Origin of the sequence: Parabacteroides leei (genome assembly GCF_023369805.1) — a bacterium.
In the GTDB taxonomy this organism is placed as follows: domain Bacteria; phylum Bacteroidota; class Bacteroidia; order Bacteroidales; family Tannerellaceae; genus Parabacteroides; species Parabacteroides leei.
On record NZ_JAMBQG010000003.1, the window covers coordinates 106,806 to 133,201 of the forward strand.

Annotated in this window: 32 protein-coding genes, 1 pseudogene and 1 riboswitch; of the genes and pseudogenes, 15 read left to right on the top strand and 18 right to left on the bottom strand. The window is 47.5% G+C overall.

Annotated elements, in window-relative coordinates:
• Positions 1-12 precede the first annotated feature (12 nt).
• The 4 genes from M1P97_RS06110 to M1P97_RS06125 all read right to left on the bottom strand — a co-directional run bounded on the left by M1P97_RS06110 (position 13) and on the right by M1P97_RS06125 (position 3,980).
• Positions 13-690 carry a hypothetical protein gene (locus M1P97_RS06110; RefSeq protein ID WP_195373744.1) on the bottom strand — a complete coding sequence of 226 codons (678 nt, stop codon included), beginning with the start codon at positions 688-690 and terminating at the stop codon, positions 13-15.
• A 69-nt stretch (positions 691-759) separates the two neighbouring features.
• Positions 760-1,770, bottom strand: coding sequence for an ABC transporter ATP-binding protein (locus tag M1P97_RS06115; protein ID WP_249388748.1), 1,011 nt, complete (start codon positions 1,768-1,770; stop codon positions 760-762).
• 2 nt (positions 1,771-1,772) lie between these two features.
• A complete protein-coding gene (locus M1P97_RS06120; RefSeq protein ID WP_249388658.1) occupies positions 1,773-2,810 on the bottom strand; it encodes an iron ABC transporter permease in 1,038 nt (345 codons plus the stop codon).
• Between the two features lie 9 nt (positions 2,811-2,819).
• Positions 2,820-3,980 (bottom strand): ABC transporter substrate-binding protein, encoded by a 1,161-nt coding sequence (locus M1P97_RS06125; protein WP_249388659.1) that lies wholly within the window; start codon positions 3,978-3,980, stop codon positions 2,820-2,822.
• A 49-nt stretch (positions 3,981-4,029) separates the two neighbouring features.
• A riboswitch (cobalamin riboswitch) is annotated at positions 4,030-4,233 on the bottom strand.
• Positions 4,234-4,291: 58 nt separating this feature from the next.
• Here M1P97_RS06125 and M1P97_RS06130 point away from each other — a divergent pair.
• The gene (locus tag M1P97_RS06130; protein WP_195373740.1) at positions 4,292-4,696 is read left to right on the top strand and encodes an HsmA family protein; all 405 of its coding nucleotides are present in this window, start codon (positions 4,292-4,294) and stop codon (positions 4,694-4,696) included.
• 72 nt (positions 4,697-4,768) lie between these two features.
• A complete protein-coding gene (locus M1P97_RS06135; protein ID WP_249388660.1) occupies positions 4,769-5,467 on the top strand; it encodes a precorrin-2 C(20)-methyltransferase in 699 nt (232 codons plus the stop codon).
• 85 nt (positions 5,468-5,552) lie between these two features.
• On the opposite strand, the gene M1P97_RS06140 is transcribed toward M1P97_RS06135, so the two are convergent.
• Entirely contained in the window at positions 5,553-6,005 is a 453-nt protein-coding gene (locus tag M1P97_RS06140; protein WP_195373736.1) for a hypothetical protein, read from the bottom strand.
• 392 nt (positions 6,006-6,397) lie between these two features.
• On the opposite strand from M1P97_RS06140, the gene M1P97_RS06145 reads away from it, so the two are divergent.
• Positions 6,398-8,065 (top strand): formate--tetrahydrofolate ligase, encoded by a 1,668-nt coding sequence (locus tag M1P97_RS06145; RefSeq protein ID WP_195373734.1) that lies wholly within the window; start codon positions 6,398-6,400, stop codon positions 8,063-8,065.
• Between the two features lie 152 nt (positions 8,066-8,217).
• On the opposite strand, the gene M1P97_RS06150 is transcribed toward M1P97_RS06145, so the two are convergent.
• From M1P97_RS06150 to M1P97_RS06160, 3 genes and pseudogenes are all read right to left on the bottom strand, one after another.
• Positions 8,218-9,027 (bottom strand): alpha/beta hydrolase, encoded by an 810-nt coding sequence (locus M1P97_RS06150; RefSeq protein ID WP_249388661.1) that lies wholly within the window; start codon positions 9,025-9,027, stop codon positions 8,218-8,220.
• 47 nt (positions 9,028-9,074) lie between these two features.
• Positions 9,075-10,814 carry a thiamine pyrophosphate-dependent enzyme gene (locus M1P97_RS06155; protein ID WP_195373730.1) on the bottom strand — a complete coding sequence of 580 codons (1,740 nt, stop codon included), beginning with the start codon at positions 10,812-10,814 and terminating at the stop codon, positions 9,075-9,077.
• Positions 10,815-10,902: 88 nt separating this feature from the next.
• Positions 10,903-11,283 (bottom strand): annotated as a pseudogene (locus M1P97_RS06160) (cytochrome-c peroxidase); the annotation flags it as partial.
• An 85-nt stretch (positions 11,284-11,368) separates the two neighbouring features.
• On the opposite strand from M1P97_RS06160, the gene M1P97_RS06165 reads away from it, so the two are divergent.
• Positions 11,369-12,721, top strand: a complete 1,353-nt coding sequence (locus M1P97_RS06165; protein WP_249388662.1) for an MATE family efflux transporter — start codon at positions 11,369-11,371, stop codon at positions 12,719-12,721.
• A gap of 43 nt (positions 12,722-12,764) precedes the next feature.
• The gene (locus M1P97_RS06170; RefSeq protein ID WP_249388663.1) at positions 12,765-13,268 is read left to right on the top strand and encodes a GNAT family N-acetyltransferase; all 504 of its coding nucleotides are present in this window, start codon (positions 12,765-12,767) and stop codon (positions 13,266-13,268) included.
• Here the strand turns inward: M1P97_RS06170 and M1P97_RS06175 are convergent.
• Positions 13,240-13,953: a CPBP family intramembrane glutamic endopeptidase gene (locus M1P97_RS06175; protein WP_249388664.1), complete on the bottom strand. Its 714-nt coding sequence runs from the start codon at positions 13,951-13,953 to the stop codon at positions 13,240-13,242. The genes M1P97_RS06170 and M1P97_RS06175 overlap by 29 nt on opposite strands.
• Positions 13,954-15,212: 1,259 nt before the next feature.
• Here M1P97_RS06175 and M1P97_RS06180 point away from each other — a divergent pair.
• The 10 genes from M1P97_RS06180 (at position 15,213) to M1P97_RS06225 (ending at position 19,472) form a co-directional block, all read left to right on the top strand.
• Entirely contained in the window at positions 15,213-15,428 is a 216-nt protein-coding gene (locus tag M1P97_RS06180) for a hypothetical protein (RefSeq protein ID WP_008645962.1), read from the top strand.
• Between the two features lie 11 nt (positions 15,429-15,439).
• Positions 15,440-15,661, top strand: coding sequence for a hypothetical protein (locus M1P97_RS06185; protein WP_005850431.1), 222 nt, complete (start codon positions 15,440-15,442; stop codon positions 15,659-15,661).
• 12 nt (positions 15,662-15,673) lie between these two features.
• Positions 15,674-16,270, top strand: a complete 597-nt coding sequence (locus tag M1P97_RS06190) for a hypothetical protein (RefSeq protein WP_008645966.1) — start codon at positions 15,674-15,676, stop codon at positions 16,268-16,270.
• Between the two features lie 16 nt (positions 16,271-16,286).
• Positions 16,287-16,709 (top strand): PcfK-like family protein, encoded by a 423-nt coding sequence (locus M1P97_RS06195; RefSeq protein ID WP_008645968.1) that lies wholly within the window; start codon positions 16,287-16,289, stop codon positions 16,707-16,709.
• Positions 16,710-16,711: 2 nt separating this feature from the next.
• On the top strand, positions 16,712-18,001 hold the full coding sequence (locus M1P97_RS06200; protein ID WP_008645969.1) for a PcfJ domain-containing protein: 1,290 nt from the start codon (positions 16,712-16,714) through the stop codon (positions 17,999-18,001).
• A gap of 24 nt (positions 18,002-18,025) precedes the next feature.
• Positions 18,026-18,283, top strand: coding sequence for a hypothetical protein (locus tag M1P97_RS06205; RefSeq protein ID WP_008645971.1), 258 nt, complete (start codon positions 18,026-18,028; stop codon positions 18,281-18,283).
• A 20-nt stretch (positions 18,284-18,303) separates the two neighbouring features.
• Complete coding sequence (locus M1P97_RS06210) at positions 18,304-18,537, top strand: DUF3873 domain-containing protein (RefSeq protein ID WP_008645973.1); 234 nt, start codon at positions 18,304-18,306, stop codon at positions 18,535-18,537.
• Positions 18,534-18,779 carry a DUF6956 domain-containing protein gene (locus M1P97_RS06215; protein ID WP_008645975.1) on the top strand — a complete coding sequence of 82 codons (246 nt, stop codon included), beginning with the start codon at positions 18,534-18,536 and terminating at the stop codon, positions 18,777-18,779. Before M1P97_RS06210 ends, M1P97_RS06215 begins: the two co-directional genes overlap by 4 nt.
• A 45-nt stretch (positions 18,780-18,824) precedes the next feature.
• Complete coding sequence (locus tag M1P97_RS06220; RefSeq protein ID WP_008151539.1) at positions 18,825-19,133, top strand: hypothetical protein; 309 nt, start codon at positions 18,825-18,827, stop codon at positions 19,131-19,133.
• 117 nt (positions 19,134-19,250) lie between these two features.
• The gene (locus M1P97_RS06225; RefSeq protein WP_008645976.1) at positions 19,251-19,472 is read left to right on the top strand and encodes a DUF7688 family protein; all 222 of its coding nucleotides are present in this window, start codon (positions 19,251-19,253) and stop codon (positions 19,470-19,472) included.
• A 63-nt stretch (positions 19,473-19,535) separates the two neighbouring features.
• On the opposite strand, the gene M1P97_RS06230 is transcribed toward M1P97_RS06225, so the two are convergent.
• Genes M1P97_RS06230 through traJ form a run of 9 tightly spaced genes read right to left on the bottom strand, consistent with a single transcriptional unit; the run spans position 19,536 to position 26,394 of the window.
• Positions 19,536-20,063, bottom strand: coding sequence for a glycoside hydrolase family protein (locus tag M1P97_RS06230; protein WP_032536910.1), 528 nt, complete (start codon positions 20,061-20,063; stop codon positions 19,536-19,538).
• A complete protein-coding gene (locus tag M1P97_RS06235) occupies positions 20,060-20,563 on the bottom strand; it encodes a DUF3872 domain-containing protein (RefSeq protein WP_008645978.1) in 504 nt (167 codons plus the stop codon). The genes M1P97_RS06230 and M1P97_RS06235 overlap by 4 nt, the downstream gene beginning before the upstream one ends.
• Positions 20,560-21,462: a toprim domain-containing protein gene (locus tag M1P97_RS06240; RefSeq protein WP_008645979.1), complete on the bottom strand. Its 903-nt coding sequence runs from the start codon at positions 21,460-21,462 to the stop codon at positions 20,560-20,562. The genes M1P97_RS06235 and M1P97_RS06240 overlap by 4 nt, the downstream gene beginning before the upstream one ends.
• A gap of 10 nt (positions 21,463-21,472) precedes the next feature.
• The gene (locus tag M1P97_RS06245) at positions 21,473-22,048 is read right to left on the bottom strand and encodes a conjugal transfer protein TraO (RefSeq protein WP_249388665.1); all 576 of its coding nucleotides are present in this window, start codon (positions 22,046-22,048) and stop codon (positions 21,473-21,475) included.
• 2 nt (positions 22,049-22,050) lie between these two features.
• The gene (gene traN / locus M1P97_RS06250; RefSeq protein WP_008645936.1) at positions 22,051-23,037 is read right to left on the bottom strand and encodes a conjugative transposon protein TraN; all 987 of its coding nucleotides are present in this window, start codon (positions 23,035-23,037) and stop codon (positions 22,051-22,053) included.
• A gap of 54 nt (positions 23,038-23,091) precedes the next feature.
• Positions 23,092-24,441 (bottom strand): conjugative transposon protein TraM, encoded by a 1,350-nt coding sequence (gene traM / locus M1P97_RS06255; RefSeq protein ID WP_249388666.1) that lies wholly within the window; start codon positions 24,439-24,441, stop codon positions 23,092-23,094.
• Positions 24,422-24,730 carry a TraL conjugative transposon family protein gene (locus tag M1P97_RS06260; protein WP_008645986.1) on the bottom strand — a complete coding sequence of 103 codons (309 nt, stop codon included), beginning with the start codon at positions 24,728-24,730 and terminating at the stop codon, positions 24,422-24,424. The genes traM and M1P97_RS06260 overlap by 20 nt, the downstream gene beginning before the upstream one ends.
• Positions 24,731-24,735: 5 nt before the next feature.
• On the bottom strand, positions 24,736-25,359 hold the full coding sequence (gene traK / locus M1P97_RS06265; RefSeq protein WP_004308925.1) for a conjugative transposon protein TraK: 624 nt from the start codon (positions 25,357-25,359) through the stop codon (positions 24,736-24,738).
• Positions 25,360-25,389: 30 nt separating this feature from the next.
• Positions 25,390-26,394, bottom strand: a complete 1,005-nt coding sequence (traJ, locus tag M1P97_RS06270) for a conjugative transposon protein TraJ (protein WP_008645989.1) — start codon at positions 26,392-26,394, stop codon at positions 25,390-25,392.
• Positions 26,395-26,396: the final 2 nt, after the last annotated feature.

A 26,396-nucleotide genomic window follows, 5' to 3' on the forward strand; every position in this document is an offset into this window, starting at 1 on the left:
TTCACCCCGTTTTTATTCCAATGCAATCTCTTTACTCCGGATATAGGAAACATCCAATTGTCCACCTGCATTCCCATTATCTTCCTGCAAAGGAAGTATTTTGGCCCGGCTGAGAGACAAAGTTCCTTTAGAAGCATTTACCATGTTACTGAAATTGATATCAATGGATTTACTACCTTCAGTACGGTTTAATATATTATAAGATCCACCATTATAAGTGATCTGTACACCGACAACTTCATCCTTTCCTACCGGATCTCCCTCCCAGGTAAGCGTAGTCGTACCTGTTATTTTAGCTGAAGTAAAAGACTCGGGGATAGCGATCGGCTTCACGTCATTTATGGAAGCAACATTTGTATAGATACTGTCTTTTGCCCGCGTAAAGACAAAAGTCATATCATCCAATCCGGAGAATGAATAAGTATAAAAATAAGTACCCACATTGTCAAAATCCGGGGTTTTACCATTGATTGTAATGGAAGCCGGACCGTTCAGTTTGATATTGATGCCGGCACTATCCAGTTTATTGAAATTAGCTCCGACACGCGTCGTATTATTAGTCACATCGTAAGCGACACCCAGATTCTGATAAAAGGGAACATCCGCATCGATATCGGGAGCGTCATCATTATCACAGGAGGTAAATGCCCATGCAGAGACGAGAAAGACAAACAAGAAATACTTTTTCATGACGATTAATATTTTGAATTACCTATATATAACAAACGAAATGAAAAAAGTTTATCCTGTTAACATATTTCAGTTGACAGCATCCAGAGATAACAACAATTCTTCAATGGAAGCAACCTGCCGCTGCTGTCCGTCCGAAAAACAAAGGGTGATGGCAGATGTTGCAGTATCACCGGCATCGATCCAGTTCTCCGATTCTATTTCGGAGCCGGCATAGAAACCGTTTCGTAAAAGAGCCTTACGCACCATTGCATATTTCCGGCCGTCACCGACAAGACGGATTTTCTTATCGTATGGGTTGTCGATACGGAACAATCCGGTTTCCATATCGAAGACAATCCCTTTACGGGCAAAGAAACCGCTCAGATAACCACTCAATGCCAGGTCTTCGGGCGTACCGGTGCTGATCCCTTTCTCTCGATCCATCAGCCAGATCTTATCGGCTATCTGAAGGGCCAGTTCGAGATCATGAGTGGAAAGGAAAATCGTTTTATTTGTAGAGCGGGTAAGACTATGCAACAATTGCATGATCTCGACTTTACTGGGAAAATCGAGGAAAGCCGTCGGTTCATCGAGAAAGATAACAGGTGTTTCCTGCGCCAGCGCTTTGGCGATCATAACTTTCTGCCGCTCGCCGTCGGAAAGGGTATGCACCATGCGTGAAGCTAGGTTTTCGATACGAACCAAGGAGATAGATTCTTCTACAATCTGCTTGTCTTCTTTTCCCAGTCGTCCCCAAAAACCGGTGTACGGACTGCGTCCCATCCCGATCAATTCCCGGACAGTCATGTTACGGATCTCACACTTATCTGTCAGTACCACTCCCACTATAGTGCTAAGCTCCTTGTCACTATAGTGCTGTATATCGCGGGACAGTAGTGCTATTTCACCGGATATACGAGGCTGGAAAGCGGACAAGGTACGTAATAAAGTAGACTTCCCGACACCGTTGGCTCCCAGTAGGCAGGTTAATTCGCCACTGTAGATTATTGTCGTTATATGGCTCGCTACCAGCTTTGTATCATTCTTGGAATGATAGCCGATAGAGAGATCGTTTATCTGAATAGTTGCCTCTTTCATACTCATTCGTTCAGTTCATTTTTACGTCGGCGGAATAATACGGAAGCAACGACCGGAGCACCGACCAATGCGGTTACCGAGTTGACCGGCAAAGCCCCCTCAAATCCTGGCATACGGGCTATCAGGTTACAAGCCAATGCCAGGGCTGCCCCCACAAATAAGACACCGGGCATCAGTATGCGATGATCGGATGTCTGGAAAATGGCCCGGCAAAGATGAGGAACTGCAAGCCCCAGGAAAACGATCGGACCACAGTAAGCGGTCACGATAGCTGTCAATACACCGGCAGAGGTGATAACGAGCAGGCGTGCCCGTTTAATATTCAGTCCCAGGTTGCGGGCATACCCATCGCCGAGAAGCATCAGGTTCAATGTCTTTATCAATAGGAACGAAAGAGGGATCAGGATAGCCATAATCGCCACGAAAAGCATCATCTGATTACCGGAGACACGTGAGAAACTTCCCAGTCCCCAGATTACATAAGCACGGATATCTTCTTCCACACTAAAGAATTTCAACACACCGATCACCGCATTTGCTACATAGCCGATCATCACCCCGATAATCAATAGCGTCACATTCCCTTTAACCTTCTGCGAGACATAAACGATCAGTGCCATAACAGACAAGGAACCGACTATGGCCGCAATAGATAAAGCAATCTCCCCCATAAAGCCCAGTTTACTCAACGCCACGCCTCCCAGGCTTCCGCTCAGCAAGACAACGAAGGCAACTCCCATACTTGCACCGGAACTGATACCCAACACAGAAGGTCCCGCCAAAGGGTTACGGAATACGGTTTGCATCTGAAGCCCGCTGAGAGCTAACCCGGCTCCCGCAACTAATGCCGTCAAAGCTTGCGGAAAGCGTGATTTCCAGATAATATTCTGCCAGGTGACCGGTTCGTCGCCATTGCCGCAGATGATATTCCAAACCGAATGGAAGGGAATCGAAACAGATCCCAACACCAGATTCAGAAACAGCAACACGACGATTGAATCAAGGATCAAAAGCATCAGGATAGTGTTAGAATACTTCATCGTCCCCATTTATTTAAGTAAATCATAATAGACAGGCGTGTGATCCGGCAATAAATTCGGGTGGAAGATATGCAATAAATCGCCCAATACAACTTCCGGCTCGGTCGGCATGCTTTCATAAAAAGGTTTCTCCCGCATATTACAATAGATCACTCCCTTTTCCTTGAAAGCACGGAAGTCTGCATAACGGGGATCCTGATCTTTCAGTGATTTATAAGTATATGTTCCCGGATAGCTGTTTACGATACGCCAGTAATCGGCTTCATCGGCCTGGTTATAGACCGTCTCGAAGTCGAGCGTCACACCGCCGGAGCGATCGTCGTCTTTCAAAAAATAATCAGCGCCGGCATCTTTGAAAAGCTGTGCAAGGAAGCTCTTTCCTCCTACTGCATACCAGTTACCACCATGTATTTCGCCACTGAATACAATAGGACGTCTCTGCACTTTACCTTCGGCAGTCAGCTCTTTCAATTCGTTGTAGCGGTTCTCTATAATGGAGAATTTCTCATTGGCTTCCTGCTCTATCCCGAGTAACAGACCGACAAACTTAATCCATTCAGCCTGTCCCAGCGGTGTCATTTCTTTATATCCCAGATGAGGAATCAGAGGGATACCGATATCTTTCATCGTCTCGTATCCGCCACGCTTAAAGGGAGAGATCAGGATCAGGTCCGGATTAATACTCATAATCACCTCATTATCGAAATTACCTTCGATCCCGATCTTCGCCGTCTTTCCTTCCTTCAGCTGATCATTGATAGTCTTATTAAACAGATGGCGCGTACTCGTGATACCGACCACCTTATCCTCCGCTCCCAACTTTATGAAATTGGAGAGCTGCAGGGAAGTCATACAAATGGCACTGCGCACAGGCGTTTCGATCACTGTATAATCGGCAGGAATACCTTCCGGCTTCATCCCACGGGGAACCAACGCAAACAGGAAGTGCGTGCTTTCTTCATTCTGCGGGTCATGTATATCCATCAGAACATAACCGTCGGCATAGGTCAACTGAAAACCTTCGGCATATTCAGGTGTGATCTGAACCATCCTATCCGCCGTAATCGTTTGTTGCGACGATGCATTCTCTTTCTCCTGCTGATTTCCTTTCGATACGCACGATGCAGCCATTAACGCTAACAGGCAGCCACCGAGTAAATAGTTATTCATATTTCTATTTGTTTTTATCCGACACAAACTGTCCAAACCCACGAGGACAATCGTTATGCAAAAAATGGCAGGTCTTCTGACTTACTTCCATCCCGAATGCCTTCCCGATCGCAAAGACCAGTGGCAAAAGGTATTATCAGGATGTTTATAAAGCTTCACAGCAGCGTGGACTGTCCGGGATTTACACCCGGTTCCCTTTTAATCTGTCTCCGTGAACAGGAGTTTTACAGAACCGATTTCGAGCGCAAAAGTAATAAGAAAAACTGAACCTTTCGCATACGGAACTGTTATTTACAGAAAATGACAGCATTATGGTACTCAATCAGGTAGACACTCATTTCTTAATTGCAGCTATTTGCGTAATATCATCGGCATTAGTATTTTATACAATCGGTGTATGGGGCGAACGCATCCAAAAGAAGCTGAAAGCCTGGCATGTAGCTTTCTTTATCGCCGGACTATTCGCCGATGCTATCGGTACCGGCCTGATGGAACAGATTGCGCAAATGACCGGAATACAAGATAATCTCCACACCATCACCGGAATAATAGCGATCTGCCTGATGTTTGTCCATGCGTTATGGGCTTTATGGACCTATCTTAAAGGGTCCCTCAAAGCGAAAGCTCATTTCAACCGTTTCAGTATAGTTGTCTGGTGTATCTGGTTAATCCCTTATTTCATAGGGGGCTATCTGGGAATGTCGCTTCACCCCTGATATTGTTCAGCAGTTTATTTGGAGACTTCCGTTATTTTAAGCACTTTTGCCCTCTGAATAAAACAAGAGCAAATGACACATCCTATCAGCTTCGTTTCATTAGGTCCCGGTGAACCGGAACTTATCACTGTAAAAGGGTTTAAACAACTTCAGCAGGCAGATATAATCTATTGTCCGGCTACCCGGAATAAGCAGGGAGATTCTCTTTCACGTGCGGCTGATATCGTGCGTGCTTTGGAGATAAACGAAGTTGCCATACGATGCTTTATGCTTCCTATGAATAAAGATCGTACAGAGGCCTGGAAAGCCTACGATAGTTTATACAATGAAGCTGTGGCAAACCATGCAATAGGTAAACGGATTGTCATCGTTGCCGAAGGGGATGCCGGTTTCTATTCATCCATACAATACATATACGACAAACTTACAGAGACAGGGATCGCCGTACAACGTATTGCCGGGATTCCGGCTTTCATTGCCGCCGGAGCTTTGGCTGGTTTGCATATCGTCAAACAGGAAGAGCAGATCGTTGTCATTCCCGGCACACCTTCTACCGAAGAGTTGAGTGAAAAGATCAACGCCGGATATGTAATCGTCATTATGAAACTGTCACAATGTGTGAATGCTGTACACGACTGTATCCGGAAGCATCCGCAGACACAGTTCCATTACTTTGAGAATGTAGGAACAGAAAAAGAATATTATACTTCTGATAAGAAGATTATAGCGAATAAAGTGTACCCCTATTTTTCATTAATGATCATACAATAATCCCCATCATAAGCCGAAAACAGAATAGATCCGGAAAATGACGGGGATATTAAAGGTAAAATCTATCGATATTGTATTGCAAAAACTATACTGATTCTATAATGTTACTCAAACGGCTCATATGATACCGGAGTGACTGAACAGATTCCCAGTTCTGGTGTCCTGACTTACACAACTCACGTGCACTTACCAACACACCTGAAATATGACTACTGATCTCTTCGATCTTCTTATTCGTTTCATTATAAAGAGATTCCACCTCTTCCGGTGAATATATGGAAGCAGATTGTGCCAACGATTCAAGCAATTCCATCTGGTAAACACCAGCCTTCGGGATCAAGTTACGGACGGCATAATGATGAAGATCCTGGATTTCCTTCTGTTTGGTTGTATCCCAACCTACATTATTTGTATTCACAGAAGAACTCATCTTTGAAAACATACGGATTCCCAAACAATCTACAATTGTTCTTATCCATGATCCTGTTTCTACCTCTCTTGAAGTTACACCCGCCAAACTAAATCTCATTGTTGTCATAATCAAATCTCCTTAATTACATAAACCGAAGTTTTTAAAATCGTTATACACTTTCTTTTTATCACCTTAAGCTTGCTATCTATTGTATTTTGCTATTATGATACCGCAAATTTAATCAAATCGTTACACACAGCAATCCATTATCCATCTTTTATAGTTCTTTAAGAGCAAAACTATCTAAATGCATTGTTTTTGTCAACTAAAGATGACAAAAACATCAAAAAATATCACCTTAAGATAACAAAGGTTTATTACCACTCATCTTTTAGCATCTTTCATCAATATGACAGTAATATAATATATCCACTCCTGCCAGAAACCTTTCATTCTGACATTTTGTTATTTAATTAAAAATAATATACTTTTGTTCCTTCTTAAACTTACATAAGCACATGAAATCGGATATAGAAATTGCAAGAGAAGTCTCCCTTCGCAAAATAAAGGAAGTTGCTACAGGATTAGGCATTCCGCGCGAGGAAGTTCAGAACTATGGTCGTTACATCGCCAAAGTGCCTCTCCATCTCATTGATGAAGAAAAAATCAAAGAACATAACCTGATCCTGGTTACAGCTATCACTCCTACTAAAGCTGGTATTGGAAAGACAACGGTTTCTATCGGCCTTGCCCTCGGTCTGAACAAGATCGGTAAAAAGGCGGTTGCAGCCTTGCGCGAACCTTCACTGGGCCCGTGTTTCGGTATGAAAGGTGGAGCTGCCGGAGGTGGCTATGCCCAGGTGTTGCCGATGGAAAACATCAACTTACACTTCACCGGCGATTTCCACGCCGTTACTTCCGCTCACAATATGATTACAGCGTTGCTGGATAACTATATTTATCAGACACGCAATACCTGTGAAGGATTGAAAGAGATCAAATGGAAACGTGTACTCGACGTGAACGACCGCAGCCTGCGTAATATTGTATCCGGATTGGGTGGTTCTGCCAACGGTATCCCGACCGAAACAGGATTCGATATCACTCCTGCTTCCGAAATGATGGCAATCCTTTGCCTGGCTACCGACCTGGAAGATTTAAAACGTCGCATCGGTAATATCCTGTTGGGATATACTTACGACGATCAACCGTTCACAGTAAACGATCTGGGAGTTGCCGGAGCGATCACTGTATTGCTGAAAGATGCATTGCTGCCTAACCTGGTACAGACAACGGAAAATACACCTGCGTTCGTTCATGGTGGCCCATTCGCCAACATCGCACATGGATGTAACTCGATAATCGCTACAAAGATGGCTCTTACTTACGGTGACTATGTCATTACGGAGGCTGGTTTCGGTGCCGATCTGGGTGCTGAAAAGTTCTTCGATATCAAATGTCGTAAAGCGGGCTTAACTCCTAAACTGACAGTTATCGTTGCTACTGCCCAAAGTTTGAAGCTGCACGGCGGTGTTCCCGAAGCACAGATCAAGGAGCAGAATATCGAAGGTCTGCGTAACGGCTTCGCCAACCTCGACAAGCATGTAGCCAACATGAAACGTTTCGGCCAGGAAGTGATCGTAACTTTCAACCGTTATGCAACCGATACGGATGAAGAAATCGCATTAGTAGCCGAACATTGTAAGGAACTGGGTGTTGGTTTTGCCATGAACAGTGTATTTGCAGAAGGCGGCGAAGGTGGTGTGGAACTGGCTAAACTGGTAGTAGACACGATTGAAAACAAACCATCGGGACCTCTGAAACTGGTGTACGAAAATACAGATCCGGTACGCGAAAAAATCAAGAAGGTATCTAAAGAGATTTATGGCGCAGCCTCAGTAACATATACAACGCTTGCCGACAAGAAGATCAAACAGATTGAAAGCTTGGGTATTTCCCATTATCCTATCTGCATCGCAAAAACCCAGTATTCATTCTCTTCCGACCCGAAAGCCTACGGTGTCGCCAAAGATTTTGAATTGAAAGTACGTGACGTTATCATTAACAACGGTGCTGAAATGATCGTTGTCGTTATGGGTGAAATCATGCGTATGCCGGGACTTCCCAAAGATCCGCAGGCAAAACGGATCGATATCGTAAACGGATTGATAGAAGGATTGAGTTGATCTTTCAAAAGTCACAATTTGATTATTAATGATACCTATTCAATAGAAAAGGGACAATAGGAAATTTATATTCCTATTGTCCTTATTTTTCCGTAGTTGATATATATATATCAGAACGTAGAAGATCACTGGCATTGAGGGAGAAAATGTTTTTATTTATGTTTATCGAAATAATTCTTGAAGAATAATATCTGATAATCAATTGAGTTACGCCAATATTCGCTATTATGCGCACCGGGTCGTACAAGAAAATCATGGTCGATCTTATATTTCAGTAGTTTCTTATGGAAATCGTTGTTCACTTCAAAGAAGAAATCGCTATAACCACAATCGATGATGATAGCCAAGTCGCTATTTTTCAAACGGTCGATTTGATTGATTGCCGTATGGTTGTCCCATATTTCCTGATTTTCGCTTTCTTTACCTAACCAATCGCTCATATTCCAGTTATTCGGGAAAGGACGAATATCCACGCCACCACTCGTACTTCCGGCCGCACCAAAGACATCTTTATGACGGAATGATAACCACATCGCACCGTGGCCGCCCATACTCAATCCTGTTATAGCACGTCCAGTACGATCTTTAATCGTCGGATAATTAATATCTATATAATCGATAAGTTCTTTCGATACAAACGTCTCATAGCGATAAGACGGATCGACCGGGCTATCCCAATACCAACTGTTTTTACCGTCCGGACAGACAAATATAAGACCATATTGGTCAGCAATCTCCGGCAAATTCGGCTTTACGGAAATCCATGTTTTCGCATTACCTCCGTGCCCATGTAATAAATAAATGACCGGAGCTGTTGTTTTTCCATTTCCCGGCAAAACAATGACCGTCTGAACATCTTTGTTCATCACATCACTGTGTACATTTATAGTATCGACGACTGCGGCCTGCAAAGACAGGGCAAAAAACGCTATAAGCGATAAAAAGAATACCTTTGTTTTCATAATTAGAGTAGAATTTTAATATTGAAAACAAAGGTATTTATTTTTATTCAAAACACCTCTTTCCAGTGCTTCAGGTTTGTATCAATTGTATCCATAATTTCTTTGGATCGTCCCTGCATCAATAGCTTGTACATGGTCTGCGCAAAGCCGAGCATCTGGGTAAACTCAATTTTCGGAGGCATTGCCAGAGCATTCGGATCGGTCATGATATTGACGAGAACAGGGCCGTCTGAAACAAAAGCCTTTGTCAATGTCGATAATACGTCATCAGGATTACTTACATTATAACCGGCCATTCCCATCGAAAGAGCCACCCGTGCAAAGTCGGGGTTCAGCATCGTGGTCTGCCAGTCGGGCAATCCGGCTACCTCCATTTCTAATTTGACCATTCCCAGTGAACGGTTATTGAAAACAACCAATTTGATCGGTAATTTATACTGTACGATCGTTGCGAGATCGCCCAACGACATAGAAAGACCACCGTCGCCGCACAAAGCTACGACCTGTCGTTCCGGATAAGCCAGAGCCGCACCGATAGCCTGTGGCATGGCATTTGCCATCGAACCATGATTGAAAGAGCCTAGCATCTTACGTTTCCCGGTAGCCTGTAAATAGCGTGCTCCCCATACACAGGTCATCCCCGTATCAACCGTAAAGATGGTATCATCCGCAGCGAGCTCATTAATAACGGAAATTACATATTCAGGTTGTATCTTTTCTTCTTTGCCTTTCACTTTGGCAGACGACCGGAGGTTGTCTTTTACCTTTTCATAATGCGCCAGCTGCTCACGAAGGAAAGAATCGTTTTTCTTTTGATGAATGAGTGGAAGTAGTTCCAGCAAAGTGTCTTTCACATCCCCGCAAAGTCCCATCTTAATTTTGGCACGACGTCCGAGACGGTTGGCTTTGATGTCGACCTGTACAATCGTATTGTTTTGCGGCATAAAAGCTTCATAAGGGAAGTCCGTTCCAAGTAAAAGCAAAACCTCGGCCTCATGCATGCTGTAATAGCCCGAAGGCATACCCAGTAAGCCGGTCATTCCCACTTCATTCGGATTATCGTATTGTATTTCCATTTTACTTTTAAATGAATAAGCGACAGGCGCATTCAAAAGGTGGGATAACTCAACCAACTCTTTATGTGCATCCTTTGCTCCTATCCCGCAAAAAAGAGTAACCTTTTCCGCCTTGTTCAACAGATCAGCCAGTTCATTAATCTCTTCAGTCGAAGGACACACACGCTGCCGGGTGGGAAACGGAAGCTGGGAAGACTCTCCTTCGCTGGCCGTCTTTGAAGTCAGGTCGCCAGGCAAACCGATCACTCCTACTCCACGGAACGAGAGTGCAGCCTGTATAGCTCCTTGCAGCATTCGGGGAAATTGTTCGGGTGTAGTTGCCACCTGATTGTAATGACTACAATCTTCAAACAATTTGATCGTATTAGTTTCCTGGAAATATTCCGTTCCAAACTCGTGAGTCGGCAAAGTAGATGCGATAGCAAGAACAGGTGCACCTGAGCGCTGGGCATCATACAGCCCGTTGATCAAATGTACATGCCCCGGTCCACTACTTCCCGCACAACAAGCTAATTCTCCATTCAGTTGTGCTTCAGCTGCGGCTGCATAAGCTCCTGTTTCTTCATGACGCACATGGATCCATTTGATTTTTCCATTCTTTCGTACTGCTTCGTTTACTTCATTCAAACTATCACCAGTGACGGCGTAGATACGTTTAACACCTGCCTTTTCCAGTGTGTCGACTAATTGTTCTGCTACATTCTTTGCCATACTATGTTTACTTTTTCTTTTATGTTTTGTTTATAAAAGAACTATGATGGAAAGCGAAATGTTTTGAAGATATAGCAAAGATTATAACTTACCGGACCTGAAAACCGTCAGTCAGTGTTAACATGAAGGCCACGATAACGACTTCTTCATCCGGAGTCAGTCTCAGATGTCCCAGTTCATCCTTGTTAACGGTAGCGGCATATTCCGGCTCCGGATAATCTGCCACATCACGAACATTGTAGAAATGTACGATCTCTTCAAGAGTCTTGAAATAACCGTTATGTCCGTAAGGAGCCGTCAGGGCTACATTCCGCAGAGTCGGAACACGGAACTTACCGAACTCAGCACTGTCTTTCAGGAAAGACCCCAAGCCTATATCCACCGTATCACAGCCGAAAAAATTATAAGGTGCAGAAATGGTAAAGAATGGATCGTCCGGGTTGGAAAGTATTCCCAGATTGTCATATGTTAAGATACAACAGTTTTTATAAGTGTAATTTTAATTCTTTTAATGCAAAATATATACCTTTGCACAATTGTTTAGGTATAAATTTATGGGAACATCTAAAGAAATGACTTCCGGCCGGGCACTTCCACTGATTTTCAGTTTTGCCATGCCGGTACTTTTAGCTAATCTGCTTCAACAAACCTACTCTCTAATCGATGCAGCGATCGTTGGTAAGTTCTTAGGGATCGGTGCTTTCTCGGCAGTCGGCGCAAGTACGTCCGTTATTTTTCTTATCATTGGGTTTTGCAATGGATGTTGTGCCGGTTTCGGTATTCCGGTGGCACAAAAGTTCGGTGCACGCGATTACAATACAATGCGGCGTTATGTGGCTATCAGTTTACAATTGGCAGCAGTGATGTCGGTTATCATTGCTATCGTAACAAGTATTTACTGCAAAGATATTTTAAAGATTATGCAGACACCGGAAAATATCTTTACAGATGCTTATTTTTATCTGCTCGTTACTTTTATCGGCGTACCATGCACATTCTTCTATAATCTGCTTTCCAGTATTATCCGTGCTTTGGGCGACAGCAAAACCCCATTCTGGTTCCTGCTCTTTTCCACGATCCTAAACGTGATACTTGACCTGGTTTGCATACTGATATTCAAATGGGGAGTTGCCGGTGCGGCGATCGCTACTCTTCTATCGCAAGGAATTTCGGCTATCCTTTGTTTCATCTATATGTATCGCCGTTTCGAAATATTACAGGGAACACGCGAAGAACGAAAGTTCAACATACGATTGGCAGGGAACCTGCTCTGGATCGGTGTTCCGATGGGACTTCAGTTTTCTATTACAGCTATCGGTAGTATTATGTTGCAAAGTGCCAACAATGCACTCGGGTCAGCCAGTGTTGCAGCTTTTGCTTCTGCTGTACGTATAAAATCATTCTTTATGTGTCCTTTCGAAAGCCTGGGTATTGCTATGGCAACCTACACCGGACAGAACTATGGTGCCGGAAAGCCCCAGCGTATCTGGCAAGGGATTAAAGCCAGCGGTTTAATGATGATCGTTTATGCAGCCTTCGCATTCCTTCTCATGATGCTGACTTCAGAGCAGTTGGCACAGATATTTGTCGATCCCACAGAAACGGAAGTTATCAATAAAGCAGTTCAGTATATGCATGTATCATGTTCATTCTTCCCTATCCTCGGAATACTATGTATCTTGCGTTATACAATTCAGGGAGCCGGATTCACCAACCTGGCTATGCTTTCGGGTGTTTCAGAAATGATTGCCCGCACGTTAGTCAGTATTTATGCAGTACCGGCATTCGGCTTCCTGGCAGTCTGTTTCGGTGATGCGACGGCCTGGGTAGCCGCTGACTTATTCTTAATCCCAGCTTTTATGTACGTATATAAGAAAATAAAAGAGATAAAAAGAGCAGAGATATAGACAATATTTGACTAATATTGCATACTGCAAATGCTGAAAAATAATGAAGAAAGAAGAATACGATATAGCGATACAAAAAGCCGATTATAAAGATTTGCCGATAATTCTCGAAATACAGAAAACTGCATTCCTTGAAGAAGCAAAGTTCTATAACGACTATAAGATAGCTCCATTAACTCAAAGTCTCGATGAGATACAAAAAGACTATCAGGATCATTTATTCCTGATAGCGACTTATCTGAATCAAATCGTCGGATCGGTGAAACTACGGGAGCAAGATCTATCCTGTTGGATCGGTAGACTGATCGTCTCACTCGAATTTCAAAACAAAGGCATCGGGCGTAAATTACTTATGGAAGCTGAGAAACATTGCCCGACAGCAAAGGAATTCATCCTTTTTACCGGTTCGCAAAGTACAAAAAATATCAGGTTATATGAATCCATTGGATACAAAAAGGTGGAAGAATATGCCGATGAAAACAATCCGGATCTCCTATTAGTCAAAATGATTAAAAATATTAGATCCACCCCAATGCTATCGCAATAAACCCCGGACCATTAATGGCTCCGTGAATAATGACACCTGTCCATGAGTTTCGCGTTTTCTGGACGATGTAAGGTTGGATAAACATTAAAGGCAGTAACATCACCCAAAGTTGCCAACCGAAGGCCAGATGGAAAAGGCTCCATCCTGTTCCCTGAACGATCCATGTATATTGTCCGGAAACCAACTCCTGGCGTGGTTGCATAACGCCCCGCCAGAGTATCTCTTCTCCCATAATATTAAATATCCAAAACACAAACCAAACAGCCAATAACCAATAACGACCGGGGCCTAAAGGTTCAAACTCCATAAACGAAGGTGTATAATCTAGTTTATCAACAAATAAAGCGATTATCCCCATAACGATAAGCATTCCTATCGCAGTAACCAGTATTCCAAAAATACTCCAAAGCCAATCAGGTCCGGTCATTCTGACAAACCGCATTCTTTTATACCATGTCCGATAAGTCAGTTTATATATCTCTGATTTAAGTATAGCTATTGCCAGAAGAATGAGGGGAAAGAAAATGCCAAGTGCACCGACAATAAACCAGAGCAGGATCGGCTCCTGCCCCGTCTTCCCGCTAAGATAAGGAATTGTATAATGAGTTTGAAGCCACATAAGTAATGCAGCAATGATATATATTGAAAATGAATAAAATAACTTCATTCTTGAAAGTGGTTTCATCTGCTATTCTTTTTCTGAGAGTTTTATAGAATGAAATAATACACCCTTGAATTCCGACAAATATACTATTTATATATCTGATTATGAAACTATAATGAATAATATCGACCATTACGCCAGCCATCCTTTGCATTTGAAGAAGTCATAAGCGACATTTCATTCGTCTCCACCTTATTCAACAGGAAAAACAAATGAATCATCAAAAAACAGAGCATCATTACAGCAATTCAAAAAATAGTTGTATATTTGTTGTTGGAAGTTACGAAAAGAGTGTAATTTATTGGAGCTGAGCGTAGGTTAATTGCTCATGATAGTAATAGGTTACGATTTAGTTAGTTATCTACTGCATCATCCTTCTGCGCGTTGCGTAACCTTCAAAGAACTCTTCGTATGCAAAAGTAACAATAAAACGGGAGATTTTGAAATGAATCTCCCTAATTTTTTTCTTCTCATACAAGTTTTTCCGTAAAAGCGATTTTATCCGTCGGCACACCATCGTACAAAAGGATTTTGAACGAACGTATGCCGACTGCCGCATAAGCGGAGAAAAGGGCTTTGCATCACGCCTAAACAACAGTTTAGACTGATGATGCAAGGCCCATTTCTTTTGTGCTTATGCCAAAGAGGTGCTTTTACGGGTTTCTGACGATTTTTCTTTTTTGCTGTTCCTTTGAGCCGTAAGCGGAAAGCCGTGTCTGACCGCCCGATCCATGAATGGAACAAGCCGTCACACACGGCAGGCAAACCGGGAAGAATGATTTTATCCGTCAGACCGGACACGCTCGGCCAAACATATAAAATCATACTTCCTTGCCGGTGGTTTGCCCGGTTTCACGCCTCCGGCAGTGTCCCTTTTCCTTTTGGCGTTTTCCCTTTTTCACGGATTTCTCTTTCGAAGTTTTCCTGTCCAATCTGCCTCCACTTCCGTTTACCTCCATTTTCGCATCTTTCAGGGAGCGCATCAGGTTGTCATTTCCGTTCTGGGCGCAAAGGTAATTCCGGGATTGGACGGGAATGCAAGGTCAAGCCTCCTGTTTTCGGAAAAAATCTCCAGCCCTATGGGTAGTATTTTTCCCGAAAAACCTTGCATCCCCTAATCCCTACCTTTTCAAGCACCCGAAACGAAAACGACCGATGCGACAGAAAGACGCATAAAAAAAATGTCGGATAAACGAGAGGCAGATAAGATAGTTTGAAACTCAACTCCCTCAACTCTTGAATCCGCATTAAAAAAACAAAAAATCAAAAACAGCGAAAATATGACGGCAACGGCAAATTTCAGACAAATGGCGCAGTACATAGGGCTTGCGATATGCGGCTTGATTGTGCGCACCGCCTTCGTGGTGTTCGGCATCCTTTGGGGCATCATTAGAGAGATTGTAAACGGAGTGTTCCGAGTGGCGATAGGCGTAATCGTGGCTATCCTTTCCGCAACCGCCTTCTTCGGTTTCATCCTTTGGTTATTCACCCTTTAACCCTTACCGACATGGCAAAGAGAAGCAGCAAAACGGCAGCGCAGCAATGCAGATACTACGAGGTGGACAACATCTTCGTGTACATGGTGGAAACGTACATCAACGGCAACATATCCGTGTTCCGTGAACTCTACCGAGAACTGAACAAGGACGCACGGAGGGACTTTACAGACTTCCTTTTGAGCGAAGTGCAGCCGACCTATTGGAGAGAGATACTGAAACAGACCATCTAAAATGACAGCGATATGAGAACGATAACAAGGACATACGACCTATTCCAATTAGCCGAACTCTCCGCAGCAGCGAGAGATACCGCATACAATGAATGGCTACGCACTTTTGAATACGGTTGGGACAGTGACAACCGCAACACGCTGGAAGCATTTGAAAGTGTGTTCAAAGTCAAAGTGAACGATTGGAGTTACGACACGTGCCGTTATTCCTACCGTTTCACCTCACGTTACAGCGGAAAAGAGGAGGAACTCTGCGGCATACGGCTTCTGAAATACATCGTCAATAACTATTGGCACATCCTATTCAAGCCGAAAACCTATTACCTCAAAGGAAATTTCAATAAGCAACGTAGAAGCCGGATATTCACGGATAACTGTTGCGTACTGACAGGCTATTGCGCAGACGAGGACATCCTGCGACCCATCTACGACTTTCTGAAAGCCCCCGACACCCGAACCACTCTGTACGACCTCATGGACAAGTGCCTTGACAGCTTCTTCAAGTCGTGCCGTGACGATATGGAATACCAGTGCAGCGAAGAGAGTTTTGAGGAGAGTTGCGCAGCCAACGACTACGAGTTTTTGGGAAACGGAAAAATGTATAACTGATAAAAACGACAGCGATATGAAAGGAACAGAACATTTCAAGAGAACGATACAGATGTACTTGGAGCAACGTGCGGCGGAAGATACGCTCTTTGCCAAGAACTACCGCAACCCTGCCAAGAACATAGACGATTGCGTCACCTACATTCTCAACTATGTGCAGCGGAGCGGTTGCAACGGCTTCACGGACGGGGAGATATTCGGGCAAGCAGTCCACTACTATGACGAGAACGAGATAGAGGTGGGCAAGCTAATCCAATGCCAAGTGGCGGTGAACCACGTGGTGGAACTCACGGCAGAGGAAAAGGCGGAAGCACGGCAGAACGCACTCCGCAGATACCAAGAGGAGGAACTCCGCAAGTTGCAGAACCGCAGCAAGCCGAGAACCGCCACCAAAGCGACCGCACAAGAAGTACAACAACCCAACCTATTCAATTTCTGATTATGAAACCGAGAACACCCATACAGCAGGAAGTCGCACGATTGAGCGAGCGACTGCCGAAATTGACCGCCACACAGAGGGCATACGCTTTCCGCCATTGCTTCAAGCATTACGCCATCAAGAGGGCGGACGGCACGAACATCTGCACCGAGTGCGGACATTCGTGGAAAAGTGAACACGACCTTGCGGACACCGTTTGCGGATGCACATGCCCGGATTGCGGCATGGAGTTGGAAGCGTTGCGCACCCGAAAGAGGGTTTTCAACGAGAACGAGTATTTCTGCATCATCACCACCTGCAAGCAGTACCAAGTGATACGCTTCTTCTTCGTCAAATCCCGATACAAGGCAGGGCAGGCAGCCGAGTATTCCATTTATGAAGTGGTGCAAAGGTGGATTTCGCCCAAAGGCACAACCGTCACTGTCGCCCGACTGCGAGGAATGTCCATACTTTACTACGACCTATGGGCGGAATACAGCGACATGGAGGTACGCAAGAACAACAAACTCCGTGCATACGATATAAACCCCGTCTGCACTTATCCCCGACAGCGTTTCATTCCCGAACTGAAACGCAACGGCTTCAATGGCGAATACCACAACATACTGCCTTACGACCTTTTCACGGCTATCCTTTCCGACAGCCGATCCGAAACGCTGTTGAAAGCAGGGCAATATCCCATGTTGCGCCACTATATCCGCAGTTCCTTTGACATAGAGAGGTATTGGGCATCCGTGAAGATATGTATCCGCAACGGCTACACCATTGCTGACGGCTCCATGTGGCGTGACACCATAGACCTCCTGCGGCTTTTCGGCAAGGACACGAACAGCCCGAAGTACGTCTGCCCCTCCGACCTCAAAGCCGAACATGACAGACTTATGCACAAGCGCAACAAGGAGATAGAGCGCAAGAAATTGGAGGAACGCATCCGCCAAGCGAAGAAACACGAGAAGGCATACCGCAAACTCAAAGGCATATTTTTCGGCATAGCCTTCACGGACGGCACTTTGCAGGTGCGTGTGTTGGAGAGCGTTGCGGAGTTTGCAGCGGAAGGGACGGAACTGCACCATTGCGTGTTTTCCAACTCCTATTTCCTTGAAAAGAACTCCCTTATCCTATCCGCAACCATTGACGGCAAGCGCATAGAAACGGTGGAGGTTTCCTTGAAGACATTGGAAGTGGTGCAAAGTCGTGGCTTGCACAATTCCAATACCGAGTACCACGACCGCATTGTAAACCTTGTGAACAGCAACGTGAACCTTATCCGCCAGCGGATGGAAGCGGCATAGTATCAACCTATAATACCCAATAGTATGGAAGTAAGAATTGAAAGCATGGTTTGTCTGTGGGACGATAAAATCCCCACGATGTTCATTGAATTTGTGAACCTCCTCACTCTTGCAACGAGTGAGGGGCAGTTAAGACGGAGTGTAAAGGACTTTGCCGAGAAGCACGAACTTGACAGGTTCTTCCTTTACGGCTTCGGCTCCCACCATTTCTACCTGCACCAACGCTATACAAGCGACCCCGAAATGGTGATGCGCAACAGAGTTTTGTCAGTACATTTTTAACCACTCTAAAATCAACGATTATGGCAACACGAATGACCATCAACGGAATAAGCACCTGCACTGAAGCAGGTACGGAGAAATACGAGCGTTTCCAATTAGGTATCGGCAGACGCAAGCGGACACTTGTGCAGTACGACTACCGCCATCCCACAAACGGAGAGTTGTTCTCTTGTGTCAAACCCACATTGGACGAGTGCCGAGCCGCACGGGACAAGTGGCTCACGGCAAAGGAAGAAAAGGAGGACAGACGATGAACGCAGCCTACCAAACGCTGATAGTGAAGTTCAGCGAGCCTATCAAAGTATTGGACGGTATCTTTGACGATGCCGAAGCGTGGGGAGTTGATACCCTAAAAGGGTGGATAGACGACTACGAGAGCTGCAGGTTTACCGCCATTGACAGCCATACGGCAGTCATCACAAGCGAGTACAATATGGAGTGCCTGATGGAATGGCTGAAACGAAACACACCCATTGCCGAGATAACAGAATGTTAAACAAGTTGGCGGTATCCGCACCGCCAACCTAAAACCAAGAAAAGCATGATAGCAAAGACGATTTTACAGCAAATAGGCGGCAGACGCTTTGCCGCCATGACGGGAAGCAAGGACTTTATAGACATGGGCAACGGCTTACGCATGAGCCTTGCGAGGAACAAGACGAGCGCAAACCGCCTTGACATCATCTACGATGCCGGCTTAGACCTTTACAATATGCGTTTCTACCGCAGGACGTTCAGTAAAAAGACATTCGAGTGCAAGACAAAGGATATAGCAACGCACGAGGGCATATACTGCGATATGCTGGAAGAAATGTTCACGATGGTAACGGGACTCTACACCCGTTTTTGAGTGGCGGCGGCGAAAGCCGCCCTACTTTCTTTCGGTGAGCATGATGGCGGACAAAGAAAGTAGCAAAGAAACCGCTGTCCCAATCTACGATAGTATTCACAAAAACAAGTTTTAATCATGGAAGAAATCAGACAGAACGGAAAAATCATCCTGTACAGTGATGACGGAACAAGCATAAGGATGATTTTCAAAAACCTCACGGGGAGGAATTTTCAAGGTCAGGAATATGCGGAGTATATCCGGCATATCGCAATCGGGGAGATGGGATTTTTGCCCGGCATCATAGAGCATTGCAGGAACGGTGAAGTAATCGGCAAAGGAAAAATCCCGAATGTATGAAAAGCGGAAAATCCGATGAAGTTGCGGCTTCATCGGATTTTCATTTGTCAGGCATTTGCCATGTTACGGAATGTACAGCAGCGCAAACTCCGCCTTTCTCCGTTTGAGCAGCATGGCGTGCCGTTTACCCTTGTAGTTGCAGAAAGCGATATATTCCCGGTAAATGTTCCTGTCGCCAGCCTCCAGCTTTCGGATCAGTTTGCTTTTGGGTATCTTCCCGCTCCCCAAAAGCCGGTATGGACCGACATTGTAGGCGAGCGTGGCAAGGAGCAGACTGTCACGCCCGAACTGGCGGAACATGGCGCAGAACTTCCGCAAGTCTTTCCGCAGAAGCGCGTCCGCCTGTCGCTTCGTCATGGTGCGTGCCGAATACCTTTCCCCCGGCTGCAACCGGTGTCCATACCCCACATACGGGTGATGTTTTTCCGAGTGCCAGCCTTCAAAATACTTCGTACACCGAACTGCCCACTCGAAAGGCGGCAGGCGGTAGATTGCCGCCTGCCCGTCCGTCCCCTTCTGACGGCTGTCCCGTGCGGACACGGAGCAGACCGCCAGCAGCGAACAGAGGATAGCCATGAATACACGCATCATCTTGGCAGAGGTTTGTAATTGCCTATGGGGATGACGGTCTGAATGTCGTCCTTCACGTTCCGGTTGTTGAAGTCAAATTCCAATTCGTAGGAATTTTTGAAATTGTCCTCCACCACCACGATGAAGTTGTGCGCCTCGTCGCCATCTGCCGTGTAGTACAGCCTGAACTTATCGTTTTCAAGCAGGTAGCGGTCGTTGGGCAGGAAGGTAATGCCGCCCGCCATCTTCAGCGTGCCTTCCCCCTCGAACTGGAAATACCGGATGGTGTAGAGCGTGTTGGCAAATTCGCCCGTCCTTTTCAGCTCACAGCGGATTTCCACCGTCTGCCCCTTCGTGACCTTGTTCGGCACGGGCATGGTTTCCACCGTGAAGGGATAGGATTGCTGGATGTCCATGTCGTCATCGCACGATGCGAGCGTGAGCGACACGGCGGCGAACAGGCAGAGTGCCAACGCCTTGAAGATGGATATTCTCTTGTTCTTGTTGTTCAGTATGTTCATTGTCCTTTGATTTTTAAGTTATTGTTCATTTCTTTTTTTGCTGTCAGTTGCAGATACTCGTTCAAGTCCTTGCAACCGTCATAGAGTGCGGAACGGTCACAGACACGTCCGCCGTAGTGTCCTTTGAGGGCTTCCAGCGTCCTCCGCCCGGCTTCGTCACGGTCGAGGAAGCAGTCGATGCGTCCATACCCGTCTAAGTGTTTCACCGCCTTACCCACGTTGGCGACGGAGTTCAGCACAAGGCTGTCGCCATTGCCGCCTATGCCGAGTGTGTCAGCGGACAAAAAGTCCATGAAGCCCTCGAACACGCTGCATACGTCAGAGGCGGTATCTTCCGGTTTTATCAGTGACACATCTTTCGGTGGTATGCAACCTTTGAATAGTTTGCTCCTGATTTCATAGCCGCCCGCCACGTTCGGGAAACCGATTGTGAAATACCGCTTTCCACGCACGCCATAGTTCAGGCGGCAACAGTGGCGGTATGCAACGGCATAAGGGATGCCCCGTTCCGCCAGATACTCTGTTAATGGTGAGCGGAGCAGTGGGACGGCTTCCACCCCCTCAAAGGCAGGTTCGGACGGTTCCGGCAGGTACAACGGCTTTTCCGATGCGACAAACGGCATACGGGCGGTTTCCGCTATGAATCTTGCCTGCGCCATGAAGTCACCGCTTCGGGCAAACTCCCCGGCAAGCGTGAAGATGTCACCGCCCTTGCCCAAACCGAAGTCGTACCAGAGCTGTTTCGCCACGTTCACACGGAAAGAGGGGGTGCGTTCACTGCGGTACGGCGCACGATACCACAGCTCGTTTCCGCTCCTCCGTACAGGCTCATGTCCCAACCGTGCGAGAAAGTCCGCGAGGGATATTTGCCTCATGGCGTCTATATTGGTCCCTTCCATGCGGCGTGTGTCAGTTGATGACGAACTTGATGCCCAGCCCCCATTGGCAGTGGAACTTCTTCGTGTCGCCACCCCACAGGCAACGCTCCCGGAGGTTGGCGAGCAGGGCGATACGGTCTGCCACGTAAAACTCCACATCGAGCGTCAGCGCACCGCCGTAGATGAAGGCGTCCCGGTCATGGAGCGTGGAGCCGTCATGCAGTACCTTTTCGCCCCAGTTCACCGATTCATATCCGGCAAGAGCCGAAGCACCTGCATAGACGAACACGATTTTACGGGCATCGGAAAGTATCTTGAAGTCGTATCCGCCCTCCGCCGTGAACTGCGCCACGGGTATCTTTCCGTCCTTGTAAGGGTTGTTCTTCAACAGATATTCGCCGCCGAACACCCATTTGTTCCCCTTTTTCGTGTAGGTGGAGAGAGCCGCCCCGAAACTGTACCCGCCGTCGTTGCCGCCGGGATTGAAGCGGTCCGCCATGTTCGCCCTGACCTCGATGCCCTGCATCTTCGGCAGGCATCGCTGGGCGTGCGCCTGCCCCGTAAACAGGGCAAGCGACGCGATGATTATTGCGATGTACTTTCTCATGGTCAGCGCACTTGAAGTTCGTTGATGGTATTGGCACGTACCAAGTCCTCGTTCTCAATCACGAAAGACTGGTGACGCCCCCCGTTCTTCTCGTTGAGTTCCACCACGAGGCATTTATCGTCGGGGATAGTGAACTTCGCCATCGTGAACACCGTGCGCTCGCTCTTCTTGCCCGGCACGAGTGTGGCGTAATTCTGCGCACGGAGCGGCAGGATGATCTGCTCCTGCACGGCGGTACGCTTCGCCACCTTCTTGTCCACGATTTTCCATGTGATGTAGTCCACATCGAAAGGCACATTGCTCTGGTTCTTTATCTCCGTGTGGAAATAGAGCAAACCATTATGCGTGTAGATACCTTTCAGCAGATACTGGATACCGAATCGCTTGCAGCCGATGTGCTTCACCTCGCGCTTGTTCTGCTTGTGGATGGACTTCATGATAAGGCGTACCAGCATCGGGCTTTCGCTGCCCAGTTCCTTCAGATAGATTTCCTGCGCATTGTTCGGGCGGTTCACCTTCTCGCCGTCATGGATGAAGTCGCACATCTCCACATTGAGCAGCAACGGTTCGGAGGCATATTTCACGTTGAAGGTATAGAAACTCCCGTCCTCTGTTATCACGGACATATTGGTTTCGTTCGGGAAGTTCCTCACGGTAGCCTTCACGCGGATGACGTTCTCCGCTCCGTCGGCTTTGCCCGCAATCAGGTCGGGCGAACCTAAATCGACGTAACGAACCTCCGAGGGGAAAATGACGTGGACGGTCTTGTCGTAGGTCACTTCCAAGCCGTGCGGAGGGACCATGCGGTCAAAGGTCAGCTTCTTTGTCAGCCCGTGATACAGGTCGCCGTCCGCCTCCTTCTGCGGATAGACCTCCTTTGTCAAGGTCGGTTGTTCACTTCCGTTGTCCTTTCCAACGGTTACGTTCTCCTGCGCGTTGGCAGTTACGATGCCCATAGCGAGGGCAAACATGATGATTACTTTTCTCATTACTTTGGATTTTAGTGGTAAATAAAAATTGGATTGTTGTTACTTTTTCTGTTTTCAATTCCTGTCCTGATAGAGCATTACCTTATACCCGGCTTTCAGATGCACCTTGACGGTACGCATCTTCTTGGCGATATACTGGCTTGTGCCTTGTATCAGCCCCTTGCCCAAATCGGAGGCAAGCTGCGCCCCTGCGTTGGTGGAGATATTGATGCTGCTGCCCAGCGAGCCGCCCATGTTGGCGGCAACCTCCCTGACGGCATTCATTTCCATCGAGTTGGGAATAAAGATACCGGGTTGCCCGTCCGTGTCATACACCGCCAGCTCCACCGGAATGATAGTGCCGTCATATTCCAACGACGTGATTCCTATGTCAAGCCGTTCGCCCTGAATCTTTGCTGTGCCTACCACCACCGCATTGCGGGGGATGATTTTGTCCGCTACCTCCATCGGCTCCAGCAGCCGGAGTTTGACAGCTTGCCCGTCGGTCACGCTCTGCGCCCCATAGACACACGCCGATATGGTGTTCTTGTCTGATACGGTCGTGACGCCCACCGCCGTATTGAAACTGCGGTTACGCTCCTGCGAGAAGGAGGCGACAAACTCGGCGTTGCTCATCGGCTGTGAGAGCGAGGATACCACCTGATGCGTCACCTGCCTGACAGGTGCAGCCGTGTTCTTTCCGGCTTTCTGCACGGGATAAGGCTCAGCCGCCTGTCCGACAGGTGGCTGTGTGCCGTTCTGTCCGCCCATGTACTTCGCCGCCAACTCGTAAGACTTCTCCATGAGTGCCACTTGGTCATCCATAGCGGACGCCTTGTCTTTCTCGCTCTCCAGTTTCGATTCCAGCGAGGCGATGCGCTCCAACAGTTCATCCATTTCCGCGTTGTCGTTCTTCGGCTGCTCGTAGAAGTTGCCGAGCGTGGCATTGAGGTCGCGGTAGGCGGCTGCCGAGGACTGGATGGTCTTCGGTGCGGGTTTCTCCGCCTCTTCCGTTCCGCCGGGATTGGCAAGGTCGAAATCGCTGTCCCTATCCGCTGCCGCCGTTTCGCGGTCGAACAGGTCGCCCAACTGCTGCATGGCGCGGCTGCGGTTCTCCTGCCGTTCCTCCATTGCCCCCTGCTCGTAGGCTTTCGCCTTGTCACCGATAATCCGGCGGTTCTCCTTGTCCGCATCGGGCATCTCGATATTGTAGCCGCCTGTTCCCGGCTCCTGCTCCTTGCCGGAGGACGGGGCGAATATCAGCCACATCGCCCCGATGAATACCAGCACCATAGCGGGAAGCACTATCATTTTCTGGCGTTTCAGCCGTTGGGCTTCGGTCAGCGGCTTGCGCTCCTTTTTCGGCTTGCCGTTACCGGGAGCCGCCTTGTTCTCGTTTTTTGGTTCATTCTTCGTCTGTTCCATATAAATAAGGTATTACATTGTGATTGTTATCCGGCTTCACGGACAGTTCCACCTGTCCGGCATGGTCTATCTCCATCCGGCTGCCGTCATTCCTGCCGATGTCATACACGGCTTTGCCGAAGGTGTAGAGGGCAAGTGCGGCGAATGCGGCGAGCATTGCCAGCACGATGCGCCTGCGTATCTTCGGCGGCAAGCCGTCCAGATAGCCCTTGAGCCTTGCTATCAGCATTTTCTTTTTATCGTGGAGTTTCCAATAGGTACTCCATAGTGATTTTCCGATTCCTTTCATGCCTGTTACCTTTTGATGGTTTGTAAATCCTTGTTCTCGATGATGGTGAATCCCTCGATGGTGAAACCGTTGGGGTTGTCGTCCGAACGGGACGAGTTCAAGAGGCGGCAGGTGGTCACGAGGCTGCGCTCGGTGACGTTGCTCTGCCGGATGATCTTCTGCGTGGCGTAGGTCACGGCACGGTAGGGATAGCCGTTGAAGTCGCACACCACGCTGTCCACCTTCAGCACTTGGTTGATGTTACCGGCGATGATGCGGTTGTAGTACCCCTTCTCGGCGAAGTCCGAATAGTAGTTGTACACGCTCTTGTCCGCCAGCAGCAACGCACGCTTCACGTTGTGTTCTATCGCGCTCTTTTCGGGCGAGAGCGTGAAGAACAGCTCGTGGAAGCGGCGCACATGCTCCCTCGCTTCCGCCGGACGGTTCTGCGAGAGGTCCTGCGAGAGTGCCAGCATCAGCGACTTGCCGTTGTCCAGCACATAGATCTTCTCACGCTGCCGCTCCGCGAAGCGGTAGGAACTCCACACGCTCCATACCGTTATCACGGCGCACAGCGAGAGGAAGACGATACCGAACAGGCGTATCTGCCGGAACGATGATTCGATGTTTTTAAGTGATTTGAATTCCATTTTACTTTTCCGTTTATAATTGCACATTGATTATTTCAGCAGTTTCCCGGCACGTCCGACCATGTTGCCTGCGGCTGCACCCGCCACGCTGCCCGCCATGCTTCCGGCGCGTCCCGCCATCTGGTTCACGTTGCGCCCGTAGCCGCCCATGCCCCCGGCTTGGATGATCCAGCCCGCCACCGTCGGAATGGTGAAGTAGCCGATGATGCCGATTATCATGAACACGATATACACCCCGTCGCTGGAATCCAGCGAGAAGTTGGGGTCGGTCTGCATGCGCTCGATGTCGCTCTGGAGCATCAACACCTGAATCTTGGCGAGTATGGTGCTGAATATGTCCGACACGGGCAGCCACAGATAGACCTGTATGTAGCGGCATATCCACTGCGTGAGCGTGCTTTGGAAGCCGTCCCACACCGATATGGCGAAGGCTATCGGACCGAGTATCGCCAGCACCACGAGGAAGAATGTGCGGATGGTGTCTATCACGAGGGCGGCGGCTTGGAACATCAGTTCCAGTATCTCGCGGAAGAAGTCGCGGATGCCCTTCTTCATCTTGTACATCCCCCGGTCGATATACATCCCCGCCATCGTCACCATGTCGGAGGGCGACCAGCCCAATTCCTCCAGTTGCTTGTCAAACTCCTCGTTGGACACGAGGTAGGCGGTTTCGGGATTGCGCACCATCGCCTCGTATTCCAGCCTGTCCTTCTGCTCCCGGTACTTGTTCATGTCCAGCGTCTGCGTTTCGAGCAGTTTCGCCGTGCCCTGCACGACGGGCGAGAGGACGCTGTTTATCGTGCCAAGCACCACCGTAGGGAAGAACATGATGCACAGACCGATGGCAAATGGGCGGAGCATCGGGAAGACGTCTATCGGTTCGGCTCTCGCCAACGACTGCCATACCCGGTAGGCGACATAGAAGAGCGCGCCCAGCCCGGCGATGCCTTTCGCCACGCCCGCCATGTCAGCGCACAGCGGCATCATCTGCTCGTAGAGCGAGCGGAGAATCTGGTGAAGGTTGTCGAACTCCATAG

Excerpts from the sequence above, each read along its gene's own strand:
- M1P97_RS06120 (WP_249388658.1), bottom strand. The coding sequence starts at position 2,810 with ATGAAGTATTCTAACACTATCCTGATGCTTTTGATCCTTGATTCAATC.
- M1P97_RS06210 (WP_008645973.1), top strand. The coding sequence starts at position 18,304 with ATGGCAACACGAATGACCATCAACGGAATAAGCACCTGCACTGAAGCA.
- M1P97_RS06180 (WP_008645962.1), top strand. The coding sequence starts at position 15,213 with ATGACGGCAACGGCAAATTTCAGACAAATGGCGCAGTACATAGGGCTT.
- M1P97_RS06170 (WP_249388663.1), top strand. The coding sequence starts at position 12,765 with ATGAAGAAAGAAGAATACGATATAGCGATACAAAAAGCCGATTATAAA.
- M1P97_RS06165 (WP_249388662.1), top strand. The coding sequence starts at position 11,369 with ATGGGAACATCTAAAGAAATGACTTCCGGCCGGGCACTTCCACTGATT.
- M1P97_RS06225 (WP_008645976.1), top strand. The coding sequence starts at position 19,251 with ATGGAAGAAATCAGACAGAACGGAAAAATCATCCTGTACAGTGATGAC.
- M1P97_RS06200 (WP_008645969.1), top strand. The coding sequence starts at position 16,712 with ATGAAACCGAGAACACCCATACAGCAGGAAGTCGCACGATTGAGCGAG.
- traK (WP_004308925.1), bottom strand. The coding sequence starts at position 25,359 with ATGGAATTCAAATCACTTAAAAACATCGAATCATCGTTCCGGCAGATA.
- M1P97_RS06140 (WP_195373736.1), bottom strand. The coding sequence starts at position 6,005 with ATGACAACAATGAGATTTAGTTTGGCGGGTGTAACTTCAAGAGAGGTA.
- M1P97_RS06230 (WP_032536910.1), bottom strand. The coding sequence starts at position 20,063 with ATGATGCGTGTATTCATGGCTATCCTCTGTTCGCTGCTGGCGGTCTGC.
- M1P97_RS06220 (WP_008151539.1), top strand. The coding sequence starts at position 18,825 with ATGATAGCAAAGACGATTTTACAGCAAATAGGCGGCAGACGCTTTGCC.
- M1P97_RS06130 (WP_195373740.1), top strand. The coding sequence starts at position 4,292 with ATGGTACTCAATCAGGTAGACACTCATTTCTTAATTGCAGCTATTTGC.
- M1P97_RS06185 (WP_005850431.1), top strand. The coding sequence starts at position 15,440 with ATGGCAAAGAGAAGCAGCAAAACGGCAGCGCAGCAATGCAGATACTAC.
- M1P97_RS06115 (WP_249388748.1), bottom strand. The coding sequence starts at position 1,770 with ATGAAAGAGGCAACTATTCAGATAAACGATCTCTCTATCGGCTATCAT.
- traJ (WP_008645989.1), bottom strand. The coding sequence starts at position 26,394 with ATGGAGTTCGACAACCTTCACCAGATTCTCCGCTCGCTCTACGAGCAG.
- M1P97_RS06260 (WP_008645986.1), bottom strand. The coding sequence starts at position 24,730 with ATGAAAGGAATCGGAAAATCACTATGGAGTACCTATTGGAAACTCCAC.
- M1P97_RS06245 (WP_249388665.1), bottom strand. The coding sequence starts at position 22,048 with ATGAGAAAGTACATCGCAATAATCATCGCGTCGCTTGCCCTGTTTACG.
- M1P97_RS06155 (WP_195373730.1), bottom strand. The coding sequence starts at position 10,814 with ATGGCAAAGAATGTAGCAGAACAATTAGTCGACACACTGGAAAAGGCA.
- M1P97_RS06110 (WP_195373744.1), bottom strand. The coding sequence starts at position 690 with ATGAAAAAGTATTTCTTGTTTGTCTTTCTCGTCTCTGCATGGGCATTT.
- traN (WP_008645936.1), bottom strand. The coding sequence starts at position 23,037 with ATGAGAAAAGTAATCATCATGTTTGCCCTCGCTATGGGCATCGTAACT.
- M1P97_RS06215 (WP_008645975.1), top strand. The coding sequence starts at position 18,534 with ATGAACGCAGCCTACCAAACGCTGATAGTGAAGTTCAGCGAGCCTATC.
- M1P97_RS06235 (WP_008645978.1), bottom strand. The coding sequence starts at position 20,563 with ATGAACATACTGAACAACAAGAACAAGAGAATATCCATCTTCAAGGCG.
- M1P97_RS06125 (WP_249388659.1), bottom strand. The coding sequence starts at position 3,980 with ATGAATAACTATTTACTCGGTGGCTGCCTGTTAGCGTTAATGGCTGCA.
- M1P97_RS06145 (WP_195373734.1), top strand. The coding sequence starts at position 6,398 with ATGAAATCGGATATAGAAATTGCAAGAGAAGTCTCCCTTCGCAAAATA.
- M1P97_RS06190 (WP_008645966.1), top strand. The coding sequence starts at position 15,674 with ATGAGAACGATAACAAGGACATACGACCTATTCCAATTAGCCGAACTC.
- traM (WP_249388666.1), bottom strand. The coding sequence starts at position 24,441 with ATGGAACAGACGAAGAATGAACCAAAAAACGAGAACAAGGCGGCTCCC.
- M1P97_RS06195 (WP_008645968.1), top strand. The coding sequence starts at position 16,287 with ATGAAAGGAACAGAACATTTCAAGAGAACGATACAGATGTACTTGGAG.
- M1P97_RS06240 (WP_008645979.1), bottom strand. The coding sequence starts at position 21,462 with ATGGAAGGGACCAATATAGACGCCATGAGGCAAATATCCCTCGCGGAC.
- M1P97_RS06205 (WP_008645971.1), top strand. The coding sequence starts at position 18,026 with ATGGAAGTAAGAATTGAAAGCATGGTTTGTCTGTGGGACGATAAAATC.
- M1P97_RS06150 (WP_249388661.1), bottom strand. The coding sequence starts at position 9,027 with ATGAAAACAAAGGTATTCTTTTTATCGCTTATAGCGTTTTTTGCCCTG.
- M1P97_RS06175 (WP_249388664.1), bottom strand. The coding sequence starts at position 13,953 with ATGAAACCACTTTCAAGAATGAAGTTATTTTATTCATTTTCAATATAT.
- M1P97_RS06135 (WP_249388660.1), top strand. The coding sequence starts at position 4,769 with ATGACACATCCTATCAGCTTCGTTTCATTAGGTCCCGGTGAACCGGAA.